Below are 20,202 nucleotides of genomic sequence, written 5' to 3' on the forward strand. Positions count from 1 at the left end.
ACTTTCTAACTAAAATTCCCGCTCTCTTTATCACTGTAGAAATTTCGGAAGCGCTTCTAGTGGTAGTAATGATATATTATACTATAAAAAACGACTGACCTTTTTACCTATTAACCTAAAATATGCATAAAAAATCCTTAAGCTATGATAAAATTAGTATTATTAAAATAGGAGGTTTGCCCGTATGAAACATAAAAAAAGCCTAGCCTTGCTTGCTCTAGTAGCCGTTCCATCACTTATTTATTCAACACCTATAACGTCTGCATCAGCTGCCGATACCTCGACACATGCAAAGACGGCATACATATATAATAATTATTACTACTATAATTCCAACGTGCAGAATGTTATACAGCTTATTTCAAATATTAATGATACATCATTTGCGTTTCAGGCTTACTTAGAGGCTGCCATCAAAGCCTACAATGCATTGTCAGAAACTGAAAAACAATATGTTACAAATTACTCGACTCTATCAAATCACCAACAAACAAGAGTGAATTATCGTAGACTAGCTGCTCAAATTGAAGAAAAATTGGCTTCAGTCGATTCTACTTCTGTTAACTATTATCAAAACGTTATTGAAACGAGAGATTGGTACAACACATTGAATGCTGCGCAAAAAACTTTTGTCAGCGCCGAAACACAAAAAATATTGACGTCGTCGATTACACCAAATACTTCTATCGATAAAGTTGTAAATAAAATTCAACTATTAAACGCCTCTCGTCTTAGCTTCCATAAAGATGTGGCTGAAGCACGAGCAGAGTATAATGCATTAAGAAAATTCTCAAACGTTTATTTGCCTACAGGTATTGAACAGCTTTTACTAGATGCTGAACACGTCGTTACGATGGATAAGGCCGCTGCAAAAGAAGTCGAAAATGCCATTGCAGCTTTATCGCCGAAAACATCTACAACGCACGATGTACAAGCAGTAAAAACTGCCTTCGAAGCATTAACGCCTGTACAACAACAGCTTGTGCCAAATGTGTGGATATTAGTAGACTATGTAAAAGGAAAATATAAACTACCAGCTAAGGGCAATACGATCAAAACACCGGAATTATCCGACTCTGCCGCAGTACCAGGAAAAAATACGCTCATGTCGAAAAGTCGAAACACATATAAAGCAAAAATCAATGTTGCTGATTCTGAAAATGACAATGAACGCTTTGTATTAACAACAAAGGCAAATATGGTTGTTATCATTCCACCATTGAATACGCTCGTTAATGAAGATTTTGGCGTAATGGACATTCAGCTTACAAGAAATTTAAATCGCATTACGTTCCAAGCGGTATTAAATAAGATGCCTGCTAAATTCGAAGCAAATATCGAAATCATTTTAGAAAATTTACCTGAGAATGCTTCCATCGTTCAAATCAATGATTTTGGAGACCACGAGCCTGTGTCCTATACAGTCAATGGCAATCAATACATCATTGAAACGCAAACATCTGGTACATTCCAAATTGTTAGAAATTGAATAAATTCCCACTCCTTGATTCCAGTCATTAATAGGTGTGGGATTTTTTCTTTTGTCCACATAAAAAGACACTAGCCATTATAAATAGCTAGTGTCTTTCTAATTTTGATTTATTGTGTTCTAGGCTGAATTAATACATAATTTAAAGCTGCTGGATCTGTTGAAGCTTTTGCATACACAATATTTCCATACTTATCTTTCGTGAACAGATAAATTCGTTGATCTTTTTGGAATATATTTGTTGAAGTTGGATCACTACCTGTTTGGATCGCTGTAAAGGTCTTCGCAGAACTTGCATCTGCAGGTGCTGTAATCTTACCTTTACCGTAAGAAACAATCGCTCCACCAGGAATATACGTAAAGTTATTACTATCTGCATTAGCAATAATACTTTCAATATTATTAAGTGATAAATCATATCCGTCGTTCAGTACTGCATAGTAATAGTGCTGATCCCATGTAATATCAGCATTCAGATTCGCAACAACCTGAACCTTCTTAGAAATATTCAAATTGCTTGGGAATTGCGTATCTGGTAATAATGTCGCAGAAGTAATTGTATTTTCTTTTGTTGGATATTTGTACTCTGCTCTATCTTTACTAAATGTCCAGCCGCCTTTATCTTTTGCGGTAGCATTTACGCTGATATCAAAGCTTTGTTTTACTTCATTAGCAAACTTAATAATTAGCTTACGAGATTCCCAATCCCTTGTGCCTGTAATATCAAGCCAGCTTGATGTGTAGGTTGGTGTAATAGCTGTTGTAGTACCTGGCTCAACTAATGTAAAGTCAAATCCTGTATCGATAGCCTCTGAAAATGTCACTTCAAATGTTTTACCATCAAGTCGTTTAAAGATTGGATCTTGAACTTTTGGCGGTGTTCCATCTGCAAAGAATGTGTATTTCATCACACCATTACCATCCCCACCATTAGGTAAGGCTATCGTTTTATTTTGCTTCTCATCAAATGTATAAACTTTTGATTCTGTCCCTTTTTGTAGCATCGTTACGTTATTATATCGATCCTTTACAGCAACATATAGCTCATACTGTTGATGTGGCGCAAGCGTTAAAGAAATCTCATTTGTATCTTTACGCATGCTGCTCGTAATTCCTTTAGCCATCACTTCTTCAGGAGTTGTTGGTCCAGGTGTTGAGTCGCCTACATTTCGAAGAACGTAGTAATACGAACCGTCCTCGTCTGACATAAATTTGAAGGTTGCTTTTCGATCCCCTTCTAATATTTTAATTGACGTATTGTCGATAACTGGTGGTGTACGGTCATCAATAACATGTTTTGTTTGAATATCCGAGACATTCCCTGAACGATCTCGCAATACCATATAAATTGAATAGCTCTTAAATGGATCTAAAGGTGGAATCGTATTAGGTAGCGGAATTGTCACCTTTTGTTTTCCTAACTGTGCTGGCTTATTACCGCCACTACCGATAATCGGTATATTCGTGCCTCCTACATTAAATTCTTTTGAATTTAATTGCACAGCTTCGATTAATCGTAAACGATCATCACGTGTTAAATTTAAATCTGATTCCATAATTAAATAATGATATGTTCCTGCTTTTGTTGCATTGAATTCGACAAGTGTCTGATCTTTAGCATTGTTAATAGCAGGTTCACCGATAATCGTTAAATATGGCCACTCACCATCTCTATGAATATACTCTGCTGTATTACGCGGAACGCTATTCACTGGTGCATTGTTAATATTCTCAAATTCATTATCAGCTAAATCTTTTACGTTTGGAGAAATCGTTACGACCAAGTTATCTCCATTAACAAAACCTGTTAAAGAAGGAATTGTGAAAGTTAATCTTTTTTGAGCTTTATTGTATACTACTTTTTCAGGGCGAATCGGTTTTTGTAAACCTTGGTTAACAATACCTGTCCCTGTCAGTTCATAGTTTTCCACTTTCTCAGCAGAAGTTAGATCTAGCTCTTCACTTACTGTTACATAAAATTCATTTTTAATTTCATCTTGTAAAACGAGTTCTCCGCCAACAATGTATGGAGGAATATTATCTAAAGCGCCTGTTTTGAACTCTTTAATCGCCTCTTTTGGAATTGGGTCAACTGAATAATTGCCTGACTCATCTTTCATTACTACATAAAGTTGATACGATTCTTCAGGGTCTAAACCCGTCAGTAATCCGTCAACTTTCAATTTACCAGCAACAGCCTTCCCCTTACCTGTTGGTTTAGCAACAATATCTGCTGTTGTTGGATCTGCGGCAGTTGTTTTTTTACGCACATAGTAGTAGTATTCTCCAGGTTCACTCGCTGTAAATGTAAATTCTGCACGTGTCCCACCATGTAGAGGGTTTACTGCTAGCGATTTTACGACTGGTGGTGATGAATCTTTCATTTGGAATGATTGCGATTTAATATCCGACGTATTTTTCGCTCCGTCTACTACCATTACATAGACAACATATTCTTTTTTCTCGCCTAAATTAGTTACTTTAAACGTGTTTTTGCCATTGACGGCTGATGCCGTGCCACTTGCTACATTATCAGTAGATATACGATTGACCATCTCTCGTTTTGTTGGTGCTTCCGCATTTTTTTCACGAACGATATAGTAATACGTTCCCACTTTATCTGATGTAAAGTCTACTTGAACATCACTACCATTCAATACGCTTACATTTGTAATATCGATTAACGGCTTTGTTTTATCTGCTGGCTTTTGATTGTCAATATCATCTTTATCGATTGGTTTACCATCTGGGTCTGTAATATTTCCTATGTTATCTTTATCATCTAAGAAATCATCGAAAATATTATTTGGTCCTTCGTCTTTTGGAAGGATCACTTTGTCGATATATGTGTAGTCACCAATATCAATCCAGCCATATGCATTATCTACATAAAGCGTACCTACACGACCATCTATATAAAGTTCTAAATCGGTATAGCTATTGTAATTAATCCAGTCGATATTGCTCGTTCCATATATCGTTAGCTTTGTTTCTGTATCTAAATTCAGCGTACCGATATTGCCTTGAATCTCAAATTCACGTACATTTCCGATAATATCTACACGAGGCAGCTTTTTATTTGTTTCAATTTTTGTACCACTTTGAGACACAACTAGTCGTGATACAGTACTATTGTAAAATTCAATATGCTTTTCAACATTTTTCATCGTTACTTGATCTTTTGACCAGTTTTCAAAAGGTTTGTTTTTATCTGGATTTTGATTTGAATCCGTCCAGTTTTGAAGATCGCTCGATGAGTTACTATTTGATGAGCTTTCTCCTTCTTGCTTATCTGGATTAGACCAGTTGATAAATGAAAAATTATTGCTAGCTACACGGCCAAGTGCTAGAGGCTTATAGTAAGAAACATCTAAATGTAACGGTGGGCGTACCGTTTCGTTGACTAACATTGTGCCCGTTAATGTTACATTAGCAAATTCAATATAATTCCCATTTACAACGATTGTGCCACCAAAGGACTTATAGTCTCCATCAAACTGTAAAAATCGTGAACTCGTACCACTTGCATTCAACGTTAACTTTGCGACAGAATAAAGTGTTTTTCCTGAGAGGTCTCCCTCAATAAATGCACCTTTTAGTACATCTGCATTATATTCATTGAAAATATGTGAAAGGCTGTCTGGTACTGTATACGGTTCAGCATTTATGTAAACAATATCATCTTCAACACCAGTAATTTTATAAGTTGATGCATTGCTTTTTTTCTCTTGTGAACGAACTATAAAGGAAGCAATTTGTCCTCGTGTTACCGCATTGAATGGAGAGAATGTGACAGGTGTTGTTCCTTCTGTAATTTGTAAATCTACTAAAGTTTGAATATAGTAGGCATTACTCGTTTGGCTATTTACATCTTGGAAGCTATGATTAAAATTCGATGCTACTTCGAATTTAAAGCCAAGCACTAAAATTTTGGCTAACTGTCCTCGCGTAATAACTTCATTTGGCATGAATGAACCACTTGAATAACCAGACATAATCCCTGCATTTTGCAATGCTGCTACATACTTATAATATTCATTGCTCTTTGGAACGTCTTTGAAATATGGATCTTGTACATTTTTTAAATCTAGCTTTAAAACCGTTGCCAGCATTTTTGCTGCTTGACCACGCGTTACATTTTGATTTGGTCGAAACGTTTTATCTGCAAACCCACTAATTGCACCTTGAGAGTATAATTTTAAAATATTGTCATAGTGACTTGAATATTGATTAATATCTACAAATGGTGAAGTAGCTGCTGCTACTTTTTGTGGTGGTGGTACGACAACAGCAATCCCGCTAGTAGCTAAAACAGTTGCAATAAGTGCTTTGTTCACTTTTTGGATTTTTGTTTTATCCATCTCACTCTTCCTTTCACATATAATTAATACGTAAAAATATCATTTTCATCATACCCTTTATATCGACAGGTAGATAGTGAACCTTCATAGTATTTCTAAAATAATGGAAGAAAGTCAGATACAAAATAAAAAAGCCAAGAAGCATCGGTGCTTTCTTGACTTTCCCAAAATATAGGCATACATCATATCATACTTGTTCTGTCATAAGGGAAAGGGGGATAACCTTAAGTCTTGCCAAGTTGATCGAGAGATGTGTCCCGAGTTTACGTATTATTTATATCAATAGCTTGCCCAAAGTATCGTTCTATTATTCAAATACCCATAATCTTAAAAGGTAAACATATTTATGATTAGATTTTTTAATTTACGAAAGTTCTATCGGCGATTTATGGGCTCATGCAGGCGATTACGTAATTTTATCGGCGATTTCCTCGAGGTTATCGGCGATACACACACTTCTATCGCTATTTTCACCATTAATACCCATCTAATTTCTAAATATTTTTACTTTTATTGTTATTGTGACATATAATTTTCTGATAAATTAATTTATAATAAAAAATAACATAGGCAATCCAATGTATCTTCTGTTATAATACTGAATAAAATAAACACATTCTGTATTAATACAGAATTTTATAAAACACGCTTTTCGCACTATGGGGATAATGAGAAAAGCGCTACTAATGCTTCTTAAAAGACTGCATTGTAGCCTACACAAAAAGGGGTTGGAAGATTTGGGTATTTTAAAGGGGTTAAAAATTCTCGATTTTTCTGCATTACTACCAGGGCCTATGGCAACGATGATTTTTGCCGACCTAGGTGCGGAGGTCATCCATGTGGAATCCTCCAAACGCGTAGATTTAACGCGGATTATGCCTCCCTATGATGAAGATCATGAGGCATATATTCATCAGCACTTGAATCGTTCCAAAAAGTCACTTACATTAAATTTGAAATCGCCAGAGGCAGTAGAAATTGTAAAGTCACTTATACAAGAGTACGACGTAATTATTGAAGGTTTTCGACCAGGGGTCATGCAACGACTCGGTATTGGCTACGAAGAGCTAAAAGAAGTAAATCCAAAACTGATATATTGTGCTATTACAGGCTATGGCCAAACTGGACCATATAGCAACCGACCCGGACATGATAATAATTATCTGGCACTAGCTGGTGTTCTCGACTATTCTCGTCATAAAGACAAAAAACCTGTCTCCATGGGGGTTCAGCTTGCAGATATTGCTGGTGGTACGATGCACGCTGCTATAGGGGTACTTGCTGCAGCACTACACCGAGAAAAAACAGGAGAAGGTCAGTATGTCGATATTAGCATGACCGATGCCGTTTTCTCACTTAATGCAATGTATGGCTCTGCCTATATTGGCGGTGGCCGTGTGCCTCAGCCTGAACAAGAAATTTTAAACGGTGGTAGCTACTATGATTTTTATAAAACGAAGGATGGGCGATTTTTCTCAGTAGGCAGTCTAGAGCCACAGTTTCGTCGGCTACTATGTGAAGCCCTTGATATTCCAGAACTTATTGATAATACATTCAATGATTCATACTATACTCAAATTCGATTTAAAGAGGCAGTGCATGATGCCTTTTTATCGAAAACCTACAACGAATGGCTCGAAGTCTTTAACGAAAATTTCGAAGGTTGTGTCGAACCGGTGTTAACTTTTCCAGAAGCGTGCGAGCATCCGCAATTACAAGCTCGTGGGATGATTGTGGAGATTCCGAAAAATGATGGTACAACGCAAAAACAAATTGCATCTGCCTTTAAATTTGATGGAGCCAATCCAACGTACAAGCATGTTGGCGCAAAGCTAGGCGAGCATAACGAAGAAGTATTGTCAGCACTTGGCTATAGTTCGGAACAAATCATTGCATTTCAAGAAAAAGGGGTTTTAGAATAATAAAGAGCAGGTGCCAGGCACTCAAACAATTCTGAAATCAACAGTAATAGTCATCAATATTTATTTTTAAAGCAAGAGTGTCCCATGAAGTCATTTTTTGACTTCATGGGACACTCTTTTTATCTGTTATACATACGCACTAATAAATACTCGTAATTTTTCGAAGTGGTCTTCAATGAGTAAATATTTTTTATAGACCTCTATTAATTTCTCAAATAGCTCATACTGCTCAGTGACAAATAGGATTTTTAAAATATTGATCATATGCATGGAAGCGCTCTGTGCTACTAAAAAATAAGGAGCATCCGGCTGGCGATAATGTTGGCGCCATTCTTCCACTGACAGACCAATATGCTGTAACGAATTGTTTACTTGAAGCGCTATATCTTGCTGCATCGATGCCTCAATGGCAATTAATTGCTCATTACTGTAGTTTTGCTGTACTAATGCGGCATTTATTTTTTTATTGGATGCAAGGCCATGTTCCTTTAAGAGCACTAAACCCTCTTGGTAACGTTCCAATCTGACATAAGTATCTAGTAATACTGCATACAGATTTTCTAAATAATTCAAATTATAATTTTTTATTATTGCAGGCGGTGTTGGTTTTCGATTTGGGAGTAAGTCCTTGTACTCCAACAAAATCTCTATGGCATAATTATTAAGTCGTTCATCTTCCAATAAATATTCACCATAATGAAGTACATTTTCATAATCGCGTTCTTGATGAGCTATATGCAATAAAATATATGCAATCAAAACCTTTTCTTTCTCGGTTAAGGCATACATAGAGTAACGCCAATCAGCCTCAAAGGAAGTAATCAATTCTTTAATGCATTGATACTGACCCTCTGACAAACGGTAGTGTGTGACAATTTGATATAGACGAAGCTGTTTTTTCGCTAAACAAGACAAATTGCATTTATCCACATAAGTTATACACTTATCCAGAGTTTTTCTGTAATTATGCACAAAGTTATCCACATGTGCATAAGTAATTGTTGACGATTGTTCAAAATGACCCATTATTTCATGGATAAATGTGAATTGTTCTAAAGGTTTGTGGATAAGCAGTGAATAAACTTTTTTCATAAAAAGCCAGTGCCAAAACAAAGCCTCTTCTTCATAAATCATATGCACAAAATAGTCATCTTCAAATTTATATAAATATATAGTTTGTAAATCATTTTCAGGTAACTCGACCTGCCATCGCTTTCCGAACACAAGCCAAACTAACCGCTCCAAATCCATTGTATGCTGGGCAAAAAGCTGCTCAAAAAAAGCTTGCTTCCCTTTTTGGGTATAAAAAAAAGCATTAAGTCGGTCATTCACATATTTTGTATCTAGGCCATGCTTGTTGAAAAATAGTTGCAACTCCGTAGATACACGTCCCCAATATTTTCGAGCTGTCGAAAAGGCAATGTTCATCGCCGCCTCTTTATTTACTAAAAATAAATGCGGTGATAATGCCGTACCTAATATTTTGGGATCAACTTGTGGATTGACCTCGGCCTCCGCCCATTTTGAAAGTAATTTTTCAGCGCCATTTTCACCACTTTGTCTATATGTTATGAATAATTGCTCATCACAGTCCAGCAGCATACAACCAGAGCCCCCTATCAATTTCACGCAACAAAGATCTTCCCCTATCATGCAAAAATATGTTTCTCAAATATTTCAACACTCTTTCTCCAATATAACAAATCCTATCCAACATATGCTAAAAATTTCCGAATATGCACAAATAAAAGAGCTAAAGTGTTCATCCAAAACACTTTAGCTCTACTTAGAGCAACATTGAAATTTTCACGAAGCTCGTTAAATTTTAAACAAAAACAAACGAGCTCATCTGATAGTTGCCCTTAAGTTGGTAGCCCAGTGCATTGTCTCAGATGGCTCTTTGCCCGACGTTAATCTATGTCAGCGTCATACTCATTTACATACTTAAGTATCCACTGTTCTCAAGAACAGCTAACATTACCAATACAGTAGACGGACCAAAAACTAAATAGTTACACGAAATTGTGCAAAATTTTATTTTTTTAACGGCTCACCAAAATTGTGGGTATTTTCTAGTCTGTCGTAAATTATTTATTAGTAATCCAAAGATGACAATAATCACTGCACCAATCAATACCGGCATTAATAAATAGCCCCAGCTATAGCCGCCTAAAATAATGATAATCGGATTCGCTCCCGCTGGTGGATGGATCACACCAAAAAGCGCCATGAAAAAAATCGTTAAACCGACACCAAGGCTGATTGAAAAGACGCTTGATCCTAATAATGAATACATTAGCAAACCGATAAAGGCTGAAATCAAATGTCCTCCGATAATATTACGGGGTTGCGACAATGGCGCATTCCATACAACAAATACGAGTACACAACTACCCCCAAGTGATGCCATTAACCAAGGTGCCCCTGTATAGTTTGTTAAACAAAGCAATACAAAGATACAAAGTAAGCCACCAACTGCACCTGTTATTGCATCGGCAAAATTAGTTCTTGAAGGAGCATGTCCCCCTCCACTCATCTTAGCTATATATGCTTTTAGTCGATGATTTTTTGCTTCTTTTTCTTGCAAACGTATGAAATCTGCCATATTCACCATCCTTGTAATCAAAAGTTAAAATTATATCAAACGTAATTATATATAGAGAGATTTAGAAGCTTTTACTATTATATCAGCTAACAACGAGAATTCAATTTTACTTTATATTTTTACAATGATGAGAAGTTACAACATCAAAGCACGAGACCAATGTACTCTTTCATTACACTGGCTCGTGCCTTGTTTTCTTGATTTGTAGATATATACTAAATTTTAATCGTACTGCTTTTTAATAGGTTTATAAATTCGTGCTTTTTTTAGCACAGTCTTTGGAACTTGGAAAGTTGCAGTAACGACACCAGGATGGCGGCCGATTTCAATGGATCCTGTAATTGTTGCGCGATTCATTACTTCTGGCTCACTCATCTCAAATAGTTTTGCTGCTCGACTAATTGCATTATCAGTCGCCTCATTTAATGTTGTACCTGTACCTACTACAGACACAGGGAACGCCTCTTCTACTTGTTTCACACCAAATTCCTCTGCTAGTTCGCGAGCTCGGCGTTTTTCTTCCTTAGAAAAAGGTTTTGCTGTATATGGCAGATCCTCTTCATTTGGTAACAAAATAGGACCTTCAAGTGCTACTTTTTTCAAAACACTTACCTGCAGTTGTACAATTCCTGCGACATCTGTTGTATGCCCAGCAATTTCTCCGTCTCCCTGCATCGCATGCATATCGCCAATATACACACCACCGCCAGGTACCTTTACAGGACAAATAATTGTAGCACCTTCGCGAACACGGCTAATATCCATATGTCCATCTGTACGATGTGTGTCTAGCTCAGCTTCGGTAAATGCATATTCATGTGGCGCTCCAATTAAAAACGAACCAAAATCACCTGCATTATGTGAATCTGGCATTGCCTTCGAAGGCGTCGTTCCAAGCTGACCTAAAAAAGGTCGCATTCTTGCCATTATACCAATTAAATCGCTCGGTGCCAAAGCTACTACCGGATTTTGCACTGAATTTTCAGGTGTGCGCATATAATTTTTTGCTTCTAACGCAATACGTCGAGCACCTTCGCGTCCAACCGTTAAACCGATATTACCTTTTTGGTCTAGTGCCATTGTATAACCATTTGTCATTTTAAAAGGCGCGGTTTCTGTATCACATGTGGAACAGCGTATTGCTTGCGGTCCTATACCAGTCACCACTGTACTCGGATGTAGTTTGCCACAGCCAGGGCATTTTACTGATACGAACGGATCTCCGATGAAGCGGTCAGGTATTGCCTCATCATGCCCAGATGCCGTCGCGAGAGATGTGACCTGAATGGATTTGATTGTAATAACAATGGCATCACCTACTTCAGCACCTTCTACAAAAACGGGCTTCGTTACTTCGTGTCCACCACGAATTGTTGGCGTTAGCATTGGTCCCCAACATCCAGGCGTTGTATTGGCGATAATTGTGCCTCCATTTTTGACAGGGCCAAGCATTTTTTGCTGAGGATCTAAAATACCATCTATGAACTCATTCACAAACAATGTTTCCACTGCTTCGAGCTGCTGTACACTTTCTTCATTTTCTGGTTGTTTAGCTTTTTCATGCATTTGTAATTCCGTAATCATGTTTTTCCACTCTCCCAATCCAAAAAATATTTTATGTATCTACACAAGTGTAAAAGAGAGCTCTCCACTCATGAGCAGAGAGCCATTATTAATAATTTATTCATGTACAAATCTAAAATATGTGTAAATTTTCGCATCATAATGAAGCCATCTCTATAGCTTATCTTCATTTTGCTTTGCATTCATTTACGAACAACTTGGTAATCGATGTCGATTGAAAGCTACACATCACCGCTTATAAAATTAATTTCGACATAGAGGTCATTAGTTCCTGCTATTTCGAGTAAAACCTTGCCAATTTTACACAATGCATAGCTTTACTGTCGGAGCAAATGTTTTTTAGCTCATTTTCTCCATCGAGTGCAGGCTTTTTGGCGCTACCGACGTTTGCAAGAGATAACTCAATATACAGAATTGCTGTTCCTCATTCATCGTGCTTCGTCTTTTCCATTACTTTCATTTATAATAAGGCTGATAAATAAGAAATGACTGCCAACCTTAAAGGAAAGGGCGTATGAACTTTGACAGAACCAACTATTTTAATCGTAGAAGATGAAGCTGATTTAGCCAATTTGCTAAAAGTTAGTCTTCAAAAAGAGGGCTATAAGCTTATCCATACATCAGACTCTATTGAAAAAGCTTGGGCGAGCTTTCAACAGATAAAACCCGATATCGTGCTACTTGATGTTATGCTTCCAGACGGTGAAGGCTATGATTTATGCCGACGTATTCGTGAAGTATCACATATTCCAGTTCTCTTCTTGTCAGCTAAAGATGAGGAAATAGATAAAATTTTAGGGCTCGCCATTGGCGGAGACGATTATATTACCAAGCCTTTTAGCCCTAAAGAAGTTGCCTATCGTGTAAAGGCGCATCTGCGTCGTGCTGGCTATCAAATACAGGAAGCACCTACAACTACCACAATGAAGACGATACAAGTTGGACCATTTGTGCTCAATAGCGATGAAACCGAAGTACATAAAGATGGTACTTTATTAGAGTTAACAGCTAAGGAGATTGGATTGATGGCTTGCTTTATGCATAATCCAAACCGTATTTTAAGTAAGGAGACATTATTCGAGCGTGTCTGGAGTGAGGATTTTTTTGGTTCAGACAATACGGTCATGGTGCATATTCGTCGTCTTCGTGAAAAGATTGAACATGACCCATCTAAACCTATTTATATTACAACGGTCAAAGGGCTAGGTTATAAATTGGTCGTGCCAAAAGAGCCACAAACATGAAATGGCGATTAACTGCTCGTTTTTTACTATCCATATTGTCTATTGTAGTCATTGTAATTTTCGTCAATACTGCCATTTTTATTGGGTTAATGGTGTATCAGCAATTCAACAAATTTAATGATGCTACTGCAGATACAGAGGAAATCTTTGTGCGTGAATTTCAGCAGTATATTGAAGTAAACAGTGGTCAATCTTCCGTACGTAAGGAAGGGCTACAACAATTACATCAAAGAAATGCTTGGATTCAATTGCTTGATGCAAATGGACAAGTTATCGATGCTTATTTCGCACCTGAAAACGCACTTTCCCATTATGCACCCATTGATTTAATTCAAGTTTACAAATATGAGGAATACGAAGCTGGTACAACGGTTTATGTAGGAAGTAAAGATAACATTAGCTATTTAATTGGCATTAAAGGTAGTGGCGTTTCAAGGTTAGTAGTTCACCTTTCGGCCGCATCTATACTACAACTTATCGGAAAGTATGGATTGCTAATCGTTATTGCGGATTTACTAGTCGCAACACTTGTCGGTTGGCTATTTGGTCGTACATTAACGAAGCCTCTTTACGCAATGATAGAACGTATTCAGCATTTAAAAAATCATAAACACATGCCAATAAAAGTACCAAAGGGTCTCTATCGACCTGTTTTTGAAAATTTAAGTGAAGTATCAAGCGAGTTGGCCGCTCACGAGCAAGAACGCAAACGACTAGAGATGATGCGTGAGGAGTGGATTAGCAACGTTTCACACGATATGAAGACGCCACTTGCCTCCATTCGTGGTTATGCAGAGTTACTAAATGAGCGGGGCTTATCACTAAATGAGCAAACCGAATACGCACAAATTATTGAAAAGCAGTCATTGCATATGCAAGATTTACTCGATGATTTAAATTTAACAATGCGACTAAGACACCAGCAGCTTCCACTGACTTTAACTGAGGTGAATATCGTCCAGTTTATGCGTGAAATTGTCATCGACACACTAAATACGCCACCTTATGAACAAGCAAATATTGATTTTGATGCAACTGCAGATGTCATTGTCCATTCAATTGACGAGCATTTTATGCGCCGTGCTGTTGTGAACTTTTTATATAATGCAATACTTCATAATCCTCCTGACGTATGTGTTCACGTATTAGTAGATGCTAACACCATCACAATAGCTGATAATGGTCATGGTATAAGCGCTGAAGACCTTACGCATATTTTTGAGCGTTACTACCGCGGAACAAATACTGAGCAAAAGCAGGGTACTGGGCTTGGTACAGCTATTGCGCGAGATATTATTGAAGCTCACGGAGGAACGGTATCCATCACATCTGAAGAACAAAAAGGAACAACTGTCACTATCCAATTGCTTAAAGTGAGCGAAAAATAAAGAGGAGCGGTCCATTTATTATGGACTGCTCCTCTTATATTTTTATTTCATTTGTGCTTGTACCTTTGCAGGCATTTCATCAAATTGTATTTCATTATAAGACGTTACTTCGTTTTCTTTTTTCACATAAAGCTTTAAATATGCATCTAGGCGTAAATTTTTTTGAGCAGAAAATTTCAACGTCATTTCTTCACCGTTTTCTTTAAATGCCGGTAGCTCATACCAATACGTTTGGATAATTTGCCCATCATCTACCTTGTATTCCTCAACTTCCCCATCGGCAGTTATATGCACATAGTAAGTGTCTTTATTTAAACGATTAAAATCTACTGTCATGAGTACGCCAAGACCTGCTACAAACAATATAAACAATGCTCCAATACTTATAAACACCTTTTTCATATTAATTCCCCTGTCTCACAATTTTATAAAACGACCGTACAGTAAAGAGATAATACAAGCCGTAAATGACTGAATATGCAACCATCCATAATATAACGGGCTTCGTTATATCCATATTAAATAATTGTGAAAATGCTAGAAGCGCGAAAGCACTGTGTGCGATGCCGACAACAAGAGGTGCACTAAATATGACCGCAACCTGTCCTGCAACTGTCTTCAATATTTGCCTGCTATTCACACCAATTTTATTTAATACGGCATACTTCGCCTGATCTTCTTCTGCTTCTGTTAACACTTTAAAATAAATAATACTTCCCGTAGCTGCTAAAAATACTAATCCTAAAAAGCTTCCTACAAACAGTAATGAACCTACAGTACCTAGGCTATCCTCATAGCTTTGAGGAACACTTGAAAACCATTCTTGTTGCTCAGTAGATAGCTGCTCATATATTTGTTTAGATACATTTTGCTGCTTTAAATCATTGTCCATGCCAACAGCCTGCATTGTCACACCTTCCGCATTTGTCGCATCAAATGCTTGATCGTTTACGACAAGCACCGTGCCAGCTGGAATAAAGTTTAGCACACTATCTGTATACATTTTGTCGATATGAAAAGATTCCCCGCTCTGCAATTTAAATTTTTCACCCGTAAAGTCATGTGAAAAACGTTCATCAAAGTTAACATCTAGTAGTACAGCTGAACCGTCTGCAATATGCAGCTCACGATTTGTCCCTTGTAATATGGCTAAACGATTGTAATCAGATTCCTTCAATAATGTATATTCAAAAAAAGCAAATTCATTATCGACGCGCAAATTTTTTGCATGAATGGATTCATTGTACAATACGTTCTGTTGGTCAAATTCAACAGCTTCACCTTTCCACATAAATGTGTTTGGTAGCACGTGGCGCACCGTTGCTTCTGTATTGTAGTACAAGCCAAATACGCCACCACCGGCAGTAATCGTTGTTGCGCTTAAAATCGCGATGATGGACAACGATTTGGCATTTGCTCGTATTCGATATAATAGCTGCGAAACGCCAATTAAATTCAAACCTCTCCAAGACCAAGATGTTGCCTTTTTCAAAGCTGTCAGTACGAAAACGCTCACGCTATGGAACAGTAGATATGTCCCCGCTATTGTTGCACCTATTACTAAAAGTGGTGTCCCTATGATTGTAAACAGCTTCCAAATAGGACTTGTGAAAATATTAGAAGACGCTGTGTAATAGCCAAATGCAATAAGTGCTGTCCCTACAATTGCCACTAAAAACGATGCACGTGGAATTTTCTCCCCCTGTTTCTCTGCATGGAACAAATCAATCAATTTAAATTGATAAATAACACGGTAGCCCTGTAAAGATGTAAATAGGAATAGGATGGCAAAGATGCCTGCTGTTTGAAGCACTGCTTCAGGGGTGAATGTTAAATTTGCCACGACTTGATAGCCCATCAGTCGTACTAAAATTGTTAATAACACCTTCGACATAAAAAAGCCTATTACTATACCTAAAACGAGTGATACGAGCCCAATAACTAAATTCTCGAAAAAGAGCATTAGACCTATTTTTTGTTTACGTACTCCTAGTAGCGAGTAGAGTGCTACTTCTTTTTTTCTCTTCTTCATAAAAAATGAATTAGAATACGCGATAAATATTACTATGAAAAATAATAGTACAATTGACGATGCACTCATTAGTCCTTTAATTTGCTGCGACATACCTGTTGAGCTTGCAAGATCGTCATTGTATTTTAACGTGACAAATGTAAAGTAAATCACGATGCTAAATACCATTGAGGCGATGTATAAAAAATAATTCGACAAATTACGCTGAATATTTTTACGCGCCAAACTAAATAACGTCATTTACTCCACCTCCGATGCCTGCAAGCACCTGTAATATTTCCTGGAAAAACTGCTTTCTCGTCTGTACCCCACGATGAATTTCCTTGGAAAGCTTGCCGTCTTGAATAAAGAGAATACGCTGACAGAAGCTTGCTGCAAATGCATCATGCGTGACCATCATAATCGTTGCGGCATGAGATTGATTCAAATCACTTAAACTTTCCAATAAATCTGTTGCAGATTTTGAATCGAGTGCGCCTGTTGGCTCATCCGCAAAAATAAGCTTCGGCGCTGTTACTAACGCACGTGATGATGCTGTTCTTTGCTTTTGACCACCTGAAATTTGATAAGGGTATTTATCTAGTAGATCACTAATGCCAAACAACTGTGCAATACGCTCTACTCTTAGAGCAATTTCCTTCTGTGGCACCTTCGCAATGGCAAGTGGTAGTACTATATTTTCGCGAACTGTTAATGAATCAAGCAAATTATAATCTTGGAAGATAAAGCCTAAGTTATCACGACGAAAATCTGCTAACTGTGTATCTTTCATATGTGCTAAATTTGTATTTCCTATTACAATATCGCCTGTTGTTGGCGTATCAATTGTCGCTAAAACATTTAAGAGCGTCGATTTCCCTGCCCCTGAAGGCCCCATCACACCGACAAATTCACCTTGTTCAACCTCGAATGTTATATTTTCAAGCGCTGTAAATGTATTCGCGCCTTTGCCGTATGTTTTTCTTACATTTTGTACCTTTAATAATGGCGTCATATACGCTCACCTCTTTCTGTTTACAGTATACGACCCCAAACTTACAGCAAAATTGTCGCAAGCTTACAACAACCTTAAATCAAAAAAAGCATGCACTTCATGTGCATGCTTCAAACTAGACAAAAGGTATCAAAAAGTTTTGCTTAATACCTTTTGTCGTTTTGATTTTATTGGTTTTGGATGGTGTAATATGCGAAGTCTATACCAACTTATTCAGTTGATTGGAGCGGAGGGCGGGTGACTCCAGCGGGAACAGCACAGCACGTAAGACGCAACAAACCGCGCGTTAGCGAGGGTTGCGGCTTACGGTGTGCCCGCGGAAAGCGCCCGCCCGTAGCGGAAATCAACGGCGACAGTAGTCATCTATTATATTTTCCCCTTCGTGCTCTAAGCTAGTACGTTTTTAATATCTTCCTCAATGCTACTTGGTTTATCAGCAGAGCCGTATCGTTTGATAATTTCTCCATTGCGATTTACTAAAAACTTTGTAAAGTTCCATTTCACACTACTACCAAGGAAGCCTTTAGAATGCGTCGTTAAATAGTTAAAAACAGGATGTGCCTCCTTGCCATTCACCTTCACCATTTCATGCATTGGGAACGTTACTCCGTATGTTAAACGACATTGTGATGCAGCTTCTTCCGCAGTTTCTACCTCTTGCTTAAACTGGTTTGATGGGAAGCCGAGCACAACTAGTCCTTCATCATGATATTTTTTATAGAGCTCTTCTAACTCCTCAAACTGCGGTGTAAAACCACATTTCGTTGCGGTATTGACAATTAACAATGCCTTGCCTTTATAACGCTCTAAGCTATATTCTGTTCCATCCTCTAAAGCTACATTAATATCATAAATATTCATTTTTATTCCCCCTGTTTGTCATTATATTATAGACGTGCATTTACTCTTGCAGCTTGCTGTAATGGATCCCACACGCCATTGAAAGGTGGCGCATAGGCTAAATCTAAATCGAGTAAATCAGGTAATGTCATCTTATTGTATAAAGCTGTAGCAAAGACATCAATGCGTTTATCCACACCAGCAGGTCCAACAATTTGTGCACCTAAAAGTTGCTGATCTCTCTTTCGCACAACAATTTTAATAAACATCCGCTGGGCTCCTGGATAATAACCTGCAATATGACGTGCAGAAATTTTATATGCCTCATACTCAAATCCAAGTTCTTTTGCAGTGCGCTCATTAATGCCTGTCGTGGCGATTGTTAAATCAAAAAATTTCAGTATTGAGGTGCCGACAATACCACGAAACGGTGCAAATTTCCCAGACATATTAAGCCCTGCTAAGCGCCCTTGCTTATTTGCCGTCGTTCCAAGTGGTACATAATCTAAGCGCTCTTTAACGATATGAAAGTGAGTTGCACAATCGCCAGCAGCGTATATATTTTCAACGGATGTCTCTAGATGACGATTAACGACGATGGCACCATTTTTAGCTAGTACAATATTTGTCCCATCTAAAAATTGCGTATTCGGTTTAATACCTGAAGCTACGATAACTAAATCAGTATCTAACGTACCTTTATCTGTTTTGATCCGTTCAACACGTGTAGTGCCTTCAAACGCTTCGGCATTTGTATTTAATAGTAGCTCAATGCCTTGCTTTTTTGCCTCTTCATGAACATGCTTAACTAGCTCTTCATCTAAAATATTGGCGACTTGATTGCCTCGCTGTATAAGTCGTACTTTCTTATTACATGCCCGAATTGTTTCCGCCATTTCAAGTCCGATATAGCCCCCACCGAGAATAGTGACCTGCTCTATATTTGGTGTTAAATCTGCAAGTAAATCTTCTAATTCAGGTATTGTTTTAACTTTATGAATACCTGCTAAGTCAGCACCTTTTTGCACAGGGATAATTGGATCTGCTCCTGTAGCAATAAGAAGTTTATCGTATGCAATCTCGAATGGTTCACCTGAAGCTTGTGTACCCACAACAAGCTGGTTCTCCACATCGATATGCTCGACCTCATGTCCAACTCGCGCATCAATCCCATATTTATCACGGAATGTTTCAACATCTCGCGCAATGAGGCGCTTTGTTGATGAAATCCGCCCATCTACTACATAAGGCAATCCACATTGTCCATATGAATATATAAATCCACGCTCTAAAGAGGTAATTTCTGCCCCTGGTACATTCCTATAAATCTCCATAGCGGCGGACATTCCTGCCGCATCTCCCCCAATGATTACGAATTTCATCCTACAAGCCCCCTTTTTCTTATTACCACTTAATCTCAGTATTCATAACTATGTAGTTGACGTTTTCCGACACTTACATAGCAAATAGTACCTCTCACATAGAATATAAAATTGTCATAACGCTTCTTTGCTTTATAGCCATTGATATGCACTGTAAATCAAGCGATAAAAACCTATTACTTTGCAACTCAATAAATCAATGTTATCAAAAAGCTAATTACAAATGCACGTTTCCAGTACTACCTTTTTTTAAAAGGTCATGTGCGCTATGAGAGGAACAAATGAATCAACTTTTTGCACAGGTTATTTCCTTTCTACAAAAAACAGGTAAAGAAAAACAATTGTTTTCCTTTACCTGTTT

At 37.7% G+C, this 20,202-nt stretch carries 13 protein-coding genes; 4 read left to right on the plus strand and 9 right to left on the minus strand.

The features are described 5' to 3' along the window. Positions 1–184: 184 nt before the first annotated feature. The gene (locus ACIQXW_RS22470; protein WP_340821333.1) at positions 185–1,489 is read left to right on the plus strand and encodes a hypothetical protein; all 1,305 of its coding nucleotides are present in this window, start codon (positions 185–187) and stop codon (positions 1,487–1,489) included. Positions 1,490–1,599: 110 nt separating this feature from the next. On the opposite strand, the gene ACIQXW_RS22475 is transcribed toward ACIQXW_RS22470, so the two are convergent. Further along, positions 1,600–5,850, minus strand: coding sequence for an S-layer homology domain-containing protein (locus ACIQXW_RS22475; protein WP_402765698.1), 4,251 nt, complete (start codon positions 5,848–5,850; stop codon positions 1,600–1,602). Positions 5,851–6,587: 737 nt separating this feature from the next. Between ACIQXW_RS22475 and ACIQXW_RS22480 the strand changes: the two genes are divergently transcribed. Then, complete coding sequence (locus tag ACIQXW_RS22480; RefSeq protein ID WP_402765701.1) at positions 6,588–7,772, plus strand: CaiB/BaiF CoA transferase family protein; 1,185 nt, start codon at positions 6,588–6,590, stop codon at positions 7,770–7,772. A gap of 126 nt (positions 7,773–7,898) precedes the next feature. On the opposite strand, the gene ACIQXW_RS22485 is transcribed toward ACIQXW_RS22480, so the two are convergent. From ACIQXW_RS22485 to ACIQXW_RS22495, 3 genes are all read right to left on the minus strand, one after another. Further along, on the minus strand, positions 7,899–9,374 hold the full coding sequence (locus tag ACIQXW_RS22485) for a hypothetical protein (RefSeq protein WP_402765703.1): 1,476 nt from the start codon (positions 9,372–9,374) through the stop codon (positions 7,899–7,901). A 448-nt stretch (positions 9,375–9,822) separates the two neighbouring features. Next, entirely contained in the window at positions 9,823–10,377 is a 555-nt protein-coding gene (locus ACIQXW_RS22490; protein WP_340821337.1) for an HPP family protein, read from the minus strand. A 222-nt stretch (positions 10,378–10,599) separates the two neighbouring features. Continuing rightward, entirely contained in the window at positions 10,600–11,943 is a 1,344-nt protein-coding gene (locus ACIQXW_RS22495; protein ID WP_402765838.1) for an acetamidase/formamidase family protein, read from the minus strand. 539 nt (positions 11,944–12,482) lie between these two features. On the opposite strand from ACIQXW_RS22495, the gene ACIQXW_RS22500 reads away from it, so the two are divergent. Continuing rightward, positions 12,483–13,205 (plus strand): response regulator transcription factor, encoded by a 723-nt coding sequence (locus ACIQXW_RS22500; RefSeq protein ID WP_401021995.1) that lies wholly within the window; start codon positions 12,483–12,485, stop codon positions 13,203–13,205. Then, a complete protein-coding gene (locus ACIQXW_RS22505) occupies positions 13,202–14,593 on the plus strand; it encodes a sensor histidine kinase (protein WP_402765706.1) in 1,392 nt (463 codons plus the stop codon). Before ACIQXW_RS22500 ends, ACIQXW_RS22505 begins: the two co-directional genes overlap by 4 nt. A gap of 42 nt (positions 14,594–14,635) precedes the next feature. Here ACIQXW_RS22505 and ACIQXW_RS22510 read toward each other — a convergent pair whose 3' ends face one another. The 5 genes from ACIQXW_RS22510 to ACIQXW_RS22530 form a co-directional block, all read right to left on the minus strand. After that, on the minus strand, positions 14,636–14,995 hold the full coding sequence (locus ACIQXW_RS22510; RefSeq protein WP_402765709.1) for a YxeA family protein: 360 nt from the start codon (positions 14,993–14,995) through the stop codon (positions 14,636–14,638). 1 nt (position 14,996) lies between these two features. Then, positions 14,997–16,865 carry an FtsX-like permease family protein gene (locus ACIQXW_RS22515; RefSeq protein ID WP_402765712.1) on the minus strand — a complete coding sequence of 623 codons (1,869 nt, stop codon included), beginning with the start codon at positions 16,863–16,865 and terminating at the stop codon, positions 14,997–14,999. Further along, positions 16,852–17,619 carry an ABC transporter ATP-binding protein gene (locus tag ACIQXW_RS22520; protein WP_401022003.1) on the minus strand — a complete coding sequence of 256 codons (768 nt, stop codon included), beginning with the start codon at positions 17,617–17,619 and terminating at the stop codon, positions 16,852–16,854. The genes ACIQXW_RS22515 and ACIQXW_RS22520 overlap by 14 nt, the downstream gene beginning before the upstream one ends. Positions 17,620–18,006: 387 nt before the next feature. Continuing rightward, on the minus strand, positions 18,007–18,480 hold the full coding sequence (locus ACIQXW_RS22525; protein WP_402765715.1) for a glutathione peroxidase: 474 nt from the start codon (positions 18,478–18,480) through the stop codon (positions 18,007–18,009). 26 nt (positions 18,481–18,506) lie between these two features. Further along, positions 18,507–19,841 carry an FAD-dependent oxidoreductase gene (locus ACIQXW_RS22530; protein WP_340821345.1) on the minus strand — a complete coding sequence of 445 codons (1,335 nt, stop codon included), beginning with the start codon at positions 19,839–19,841 and terminating at the stop codon, positions 18,507–18,509. Positions 19,842–20,202: the final 361 nt, after the last annotated feature.

This window comes from Lysinibacillus sp. NPDC097162, from assembly GCF_044762185.1.
Taxonomy (GTDB): Bacteria; Bacillota; Bacilli; order Bacillales_A; family Planococcaceae; genus Lysinibacillus.

Bases quoted from the DNA above. Each gene is read 5' to 3' on its own strand.
- ACIQXW_RS22495 (WP_402765838.1), bottom strand. From the start codon at position 11,943: ATGCATGAAAAAGCTAAACAACCAGAAAATGAAGAAAGTGTACAGCAG.
- ACIQXW_RS22515 (WP_402765712.1), bottom strand. From the start codon at position 16,865: ATGACGTTATTTAGTTTGGCGCGTAAAAATATTCAGCGTAATTTGTCG.
- ACIQXW_RS22470 (WP_340821333.1), top strand. From the start codon at position 185: ATGAAACATAAAAAAAGCCTAGCCTTGCTTGCTCTAGTAGCCGTTCCA.
- ACIQXW_RS22525 (WP_402765715.1), bottom strand. From the start codon at position 18,480: ATGAATATTTATGATATTAATGTAGCTTTAGAGGATGGAACAGAATAT.
- ACIQXW_RS22510 (WP_402765709.1), bottom strand. From the start codon at position 14,995: ATGAAAAAGGTGTTTATAAGTATTGGAGCATTGTTTATATTGTTTGTA.
- ACIQXW_RS22490 (WP_340821337.1), bottom strand. From the start codon at position 10,377: ATGGCAGATTTCATACGTTTGCAAGAAAAAGAAGCAAAAAATCATCGA.
- ACIQXW_RS22530 (WP_340821345.1), bottom strand. From the start codon at position 19,841: ATGAAATTCGTAATCATTGGGGGAGATGCGGCAGGAATGTCCGCCGCT.
- ACIQXW_RS22475 (WP_402765698.1), bottom strand. From the start codon at position 5,850: ATGGATAAAACAAAAATCCAAAAAGTGAACAAAGCACTTATTGCAACT.
- ACIQXW_RS22520 (WP_401022003.1), bottom strand. From the start codon at position 17,619: ATGACGCCATTATTAAAGGTACAAAATGTAAGAAAAACATACGGCAAA.
- ACIQXW_RS22485 (WP_402765703.1), bottom strand. From the start codon at position 9,374: ATGCTGCTGGACTGTGATGAGCAATTATTCATAACATATAGACAAAGT.
- ACIQXW_RS22505 (WP_402765706.1), top strand. From the start codon at position 13,202: ATGAAATGGCGATTAACTGCTCGTTTTTTACTATCCATATTGTCTATT.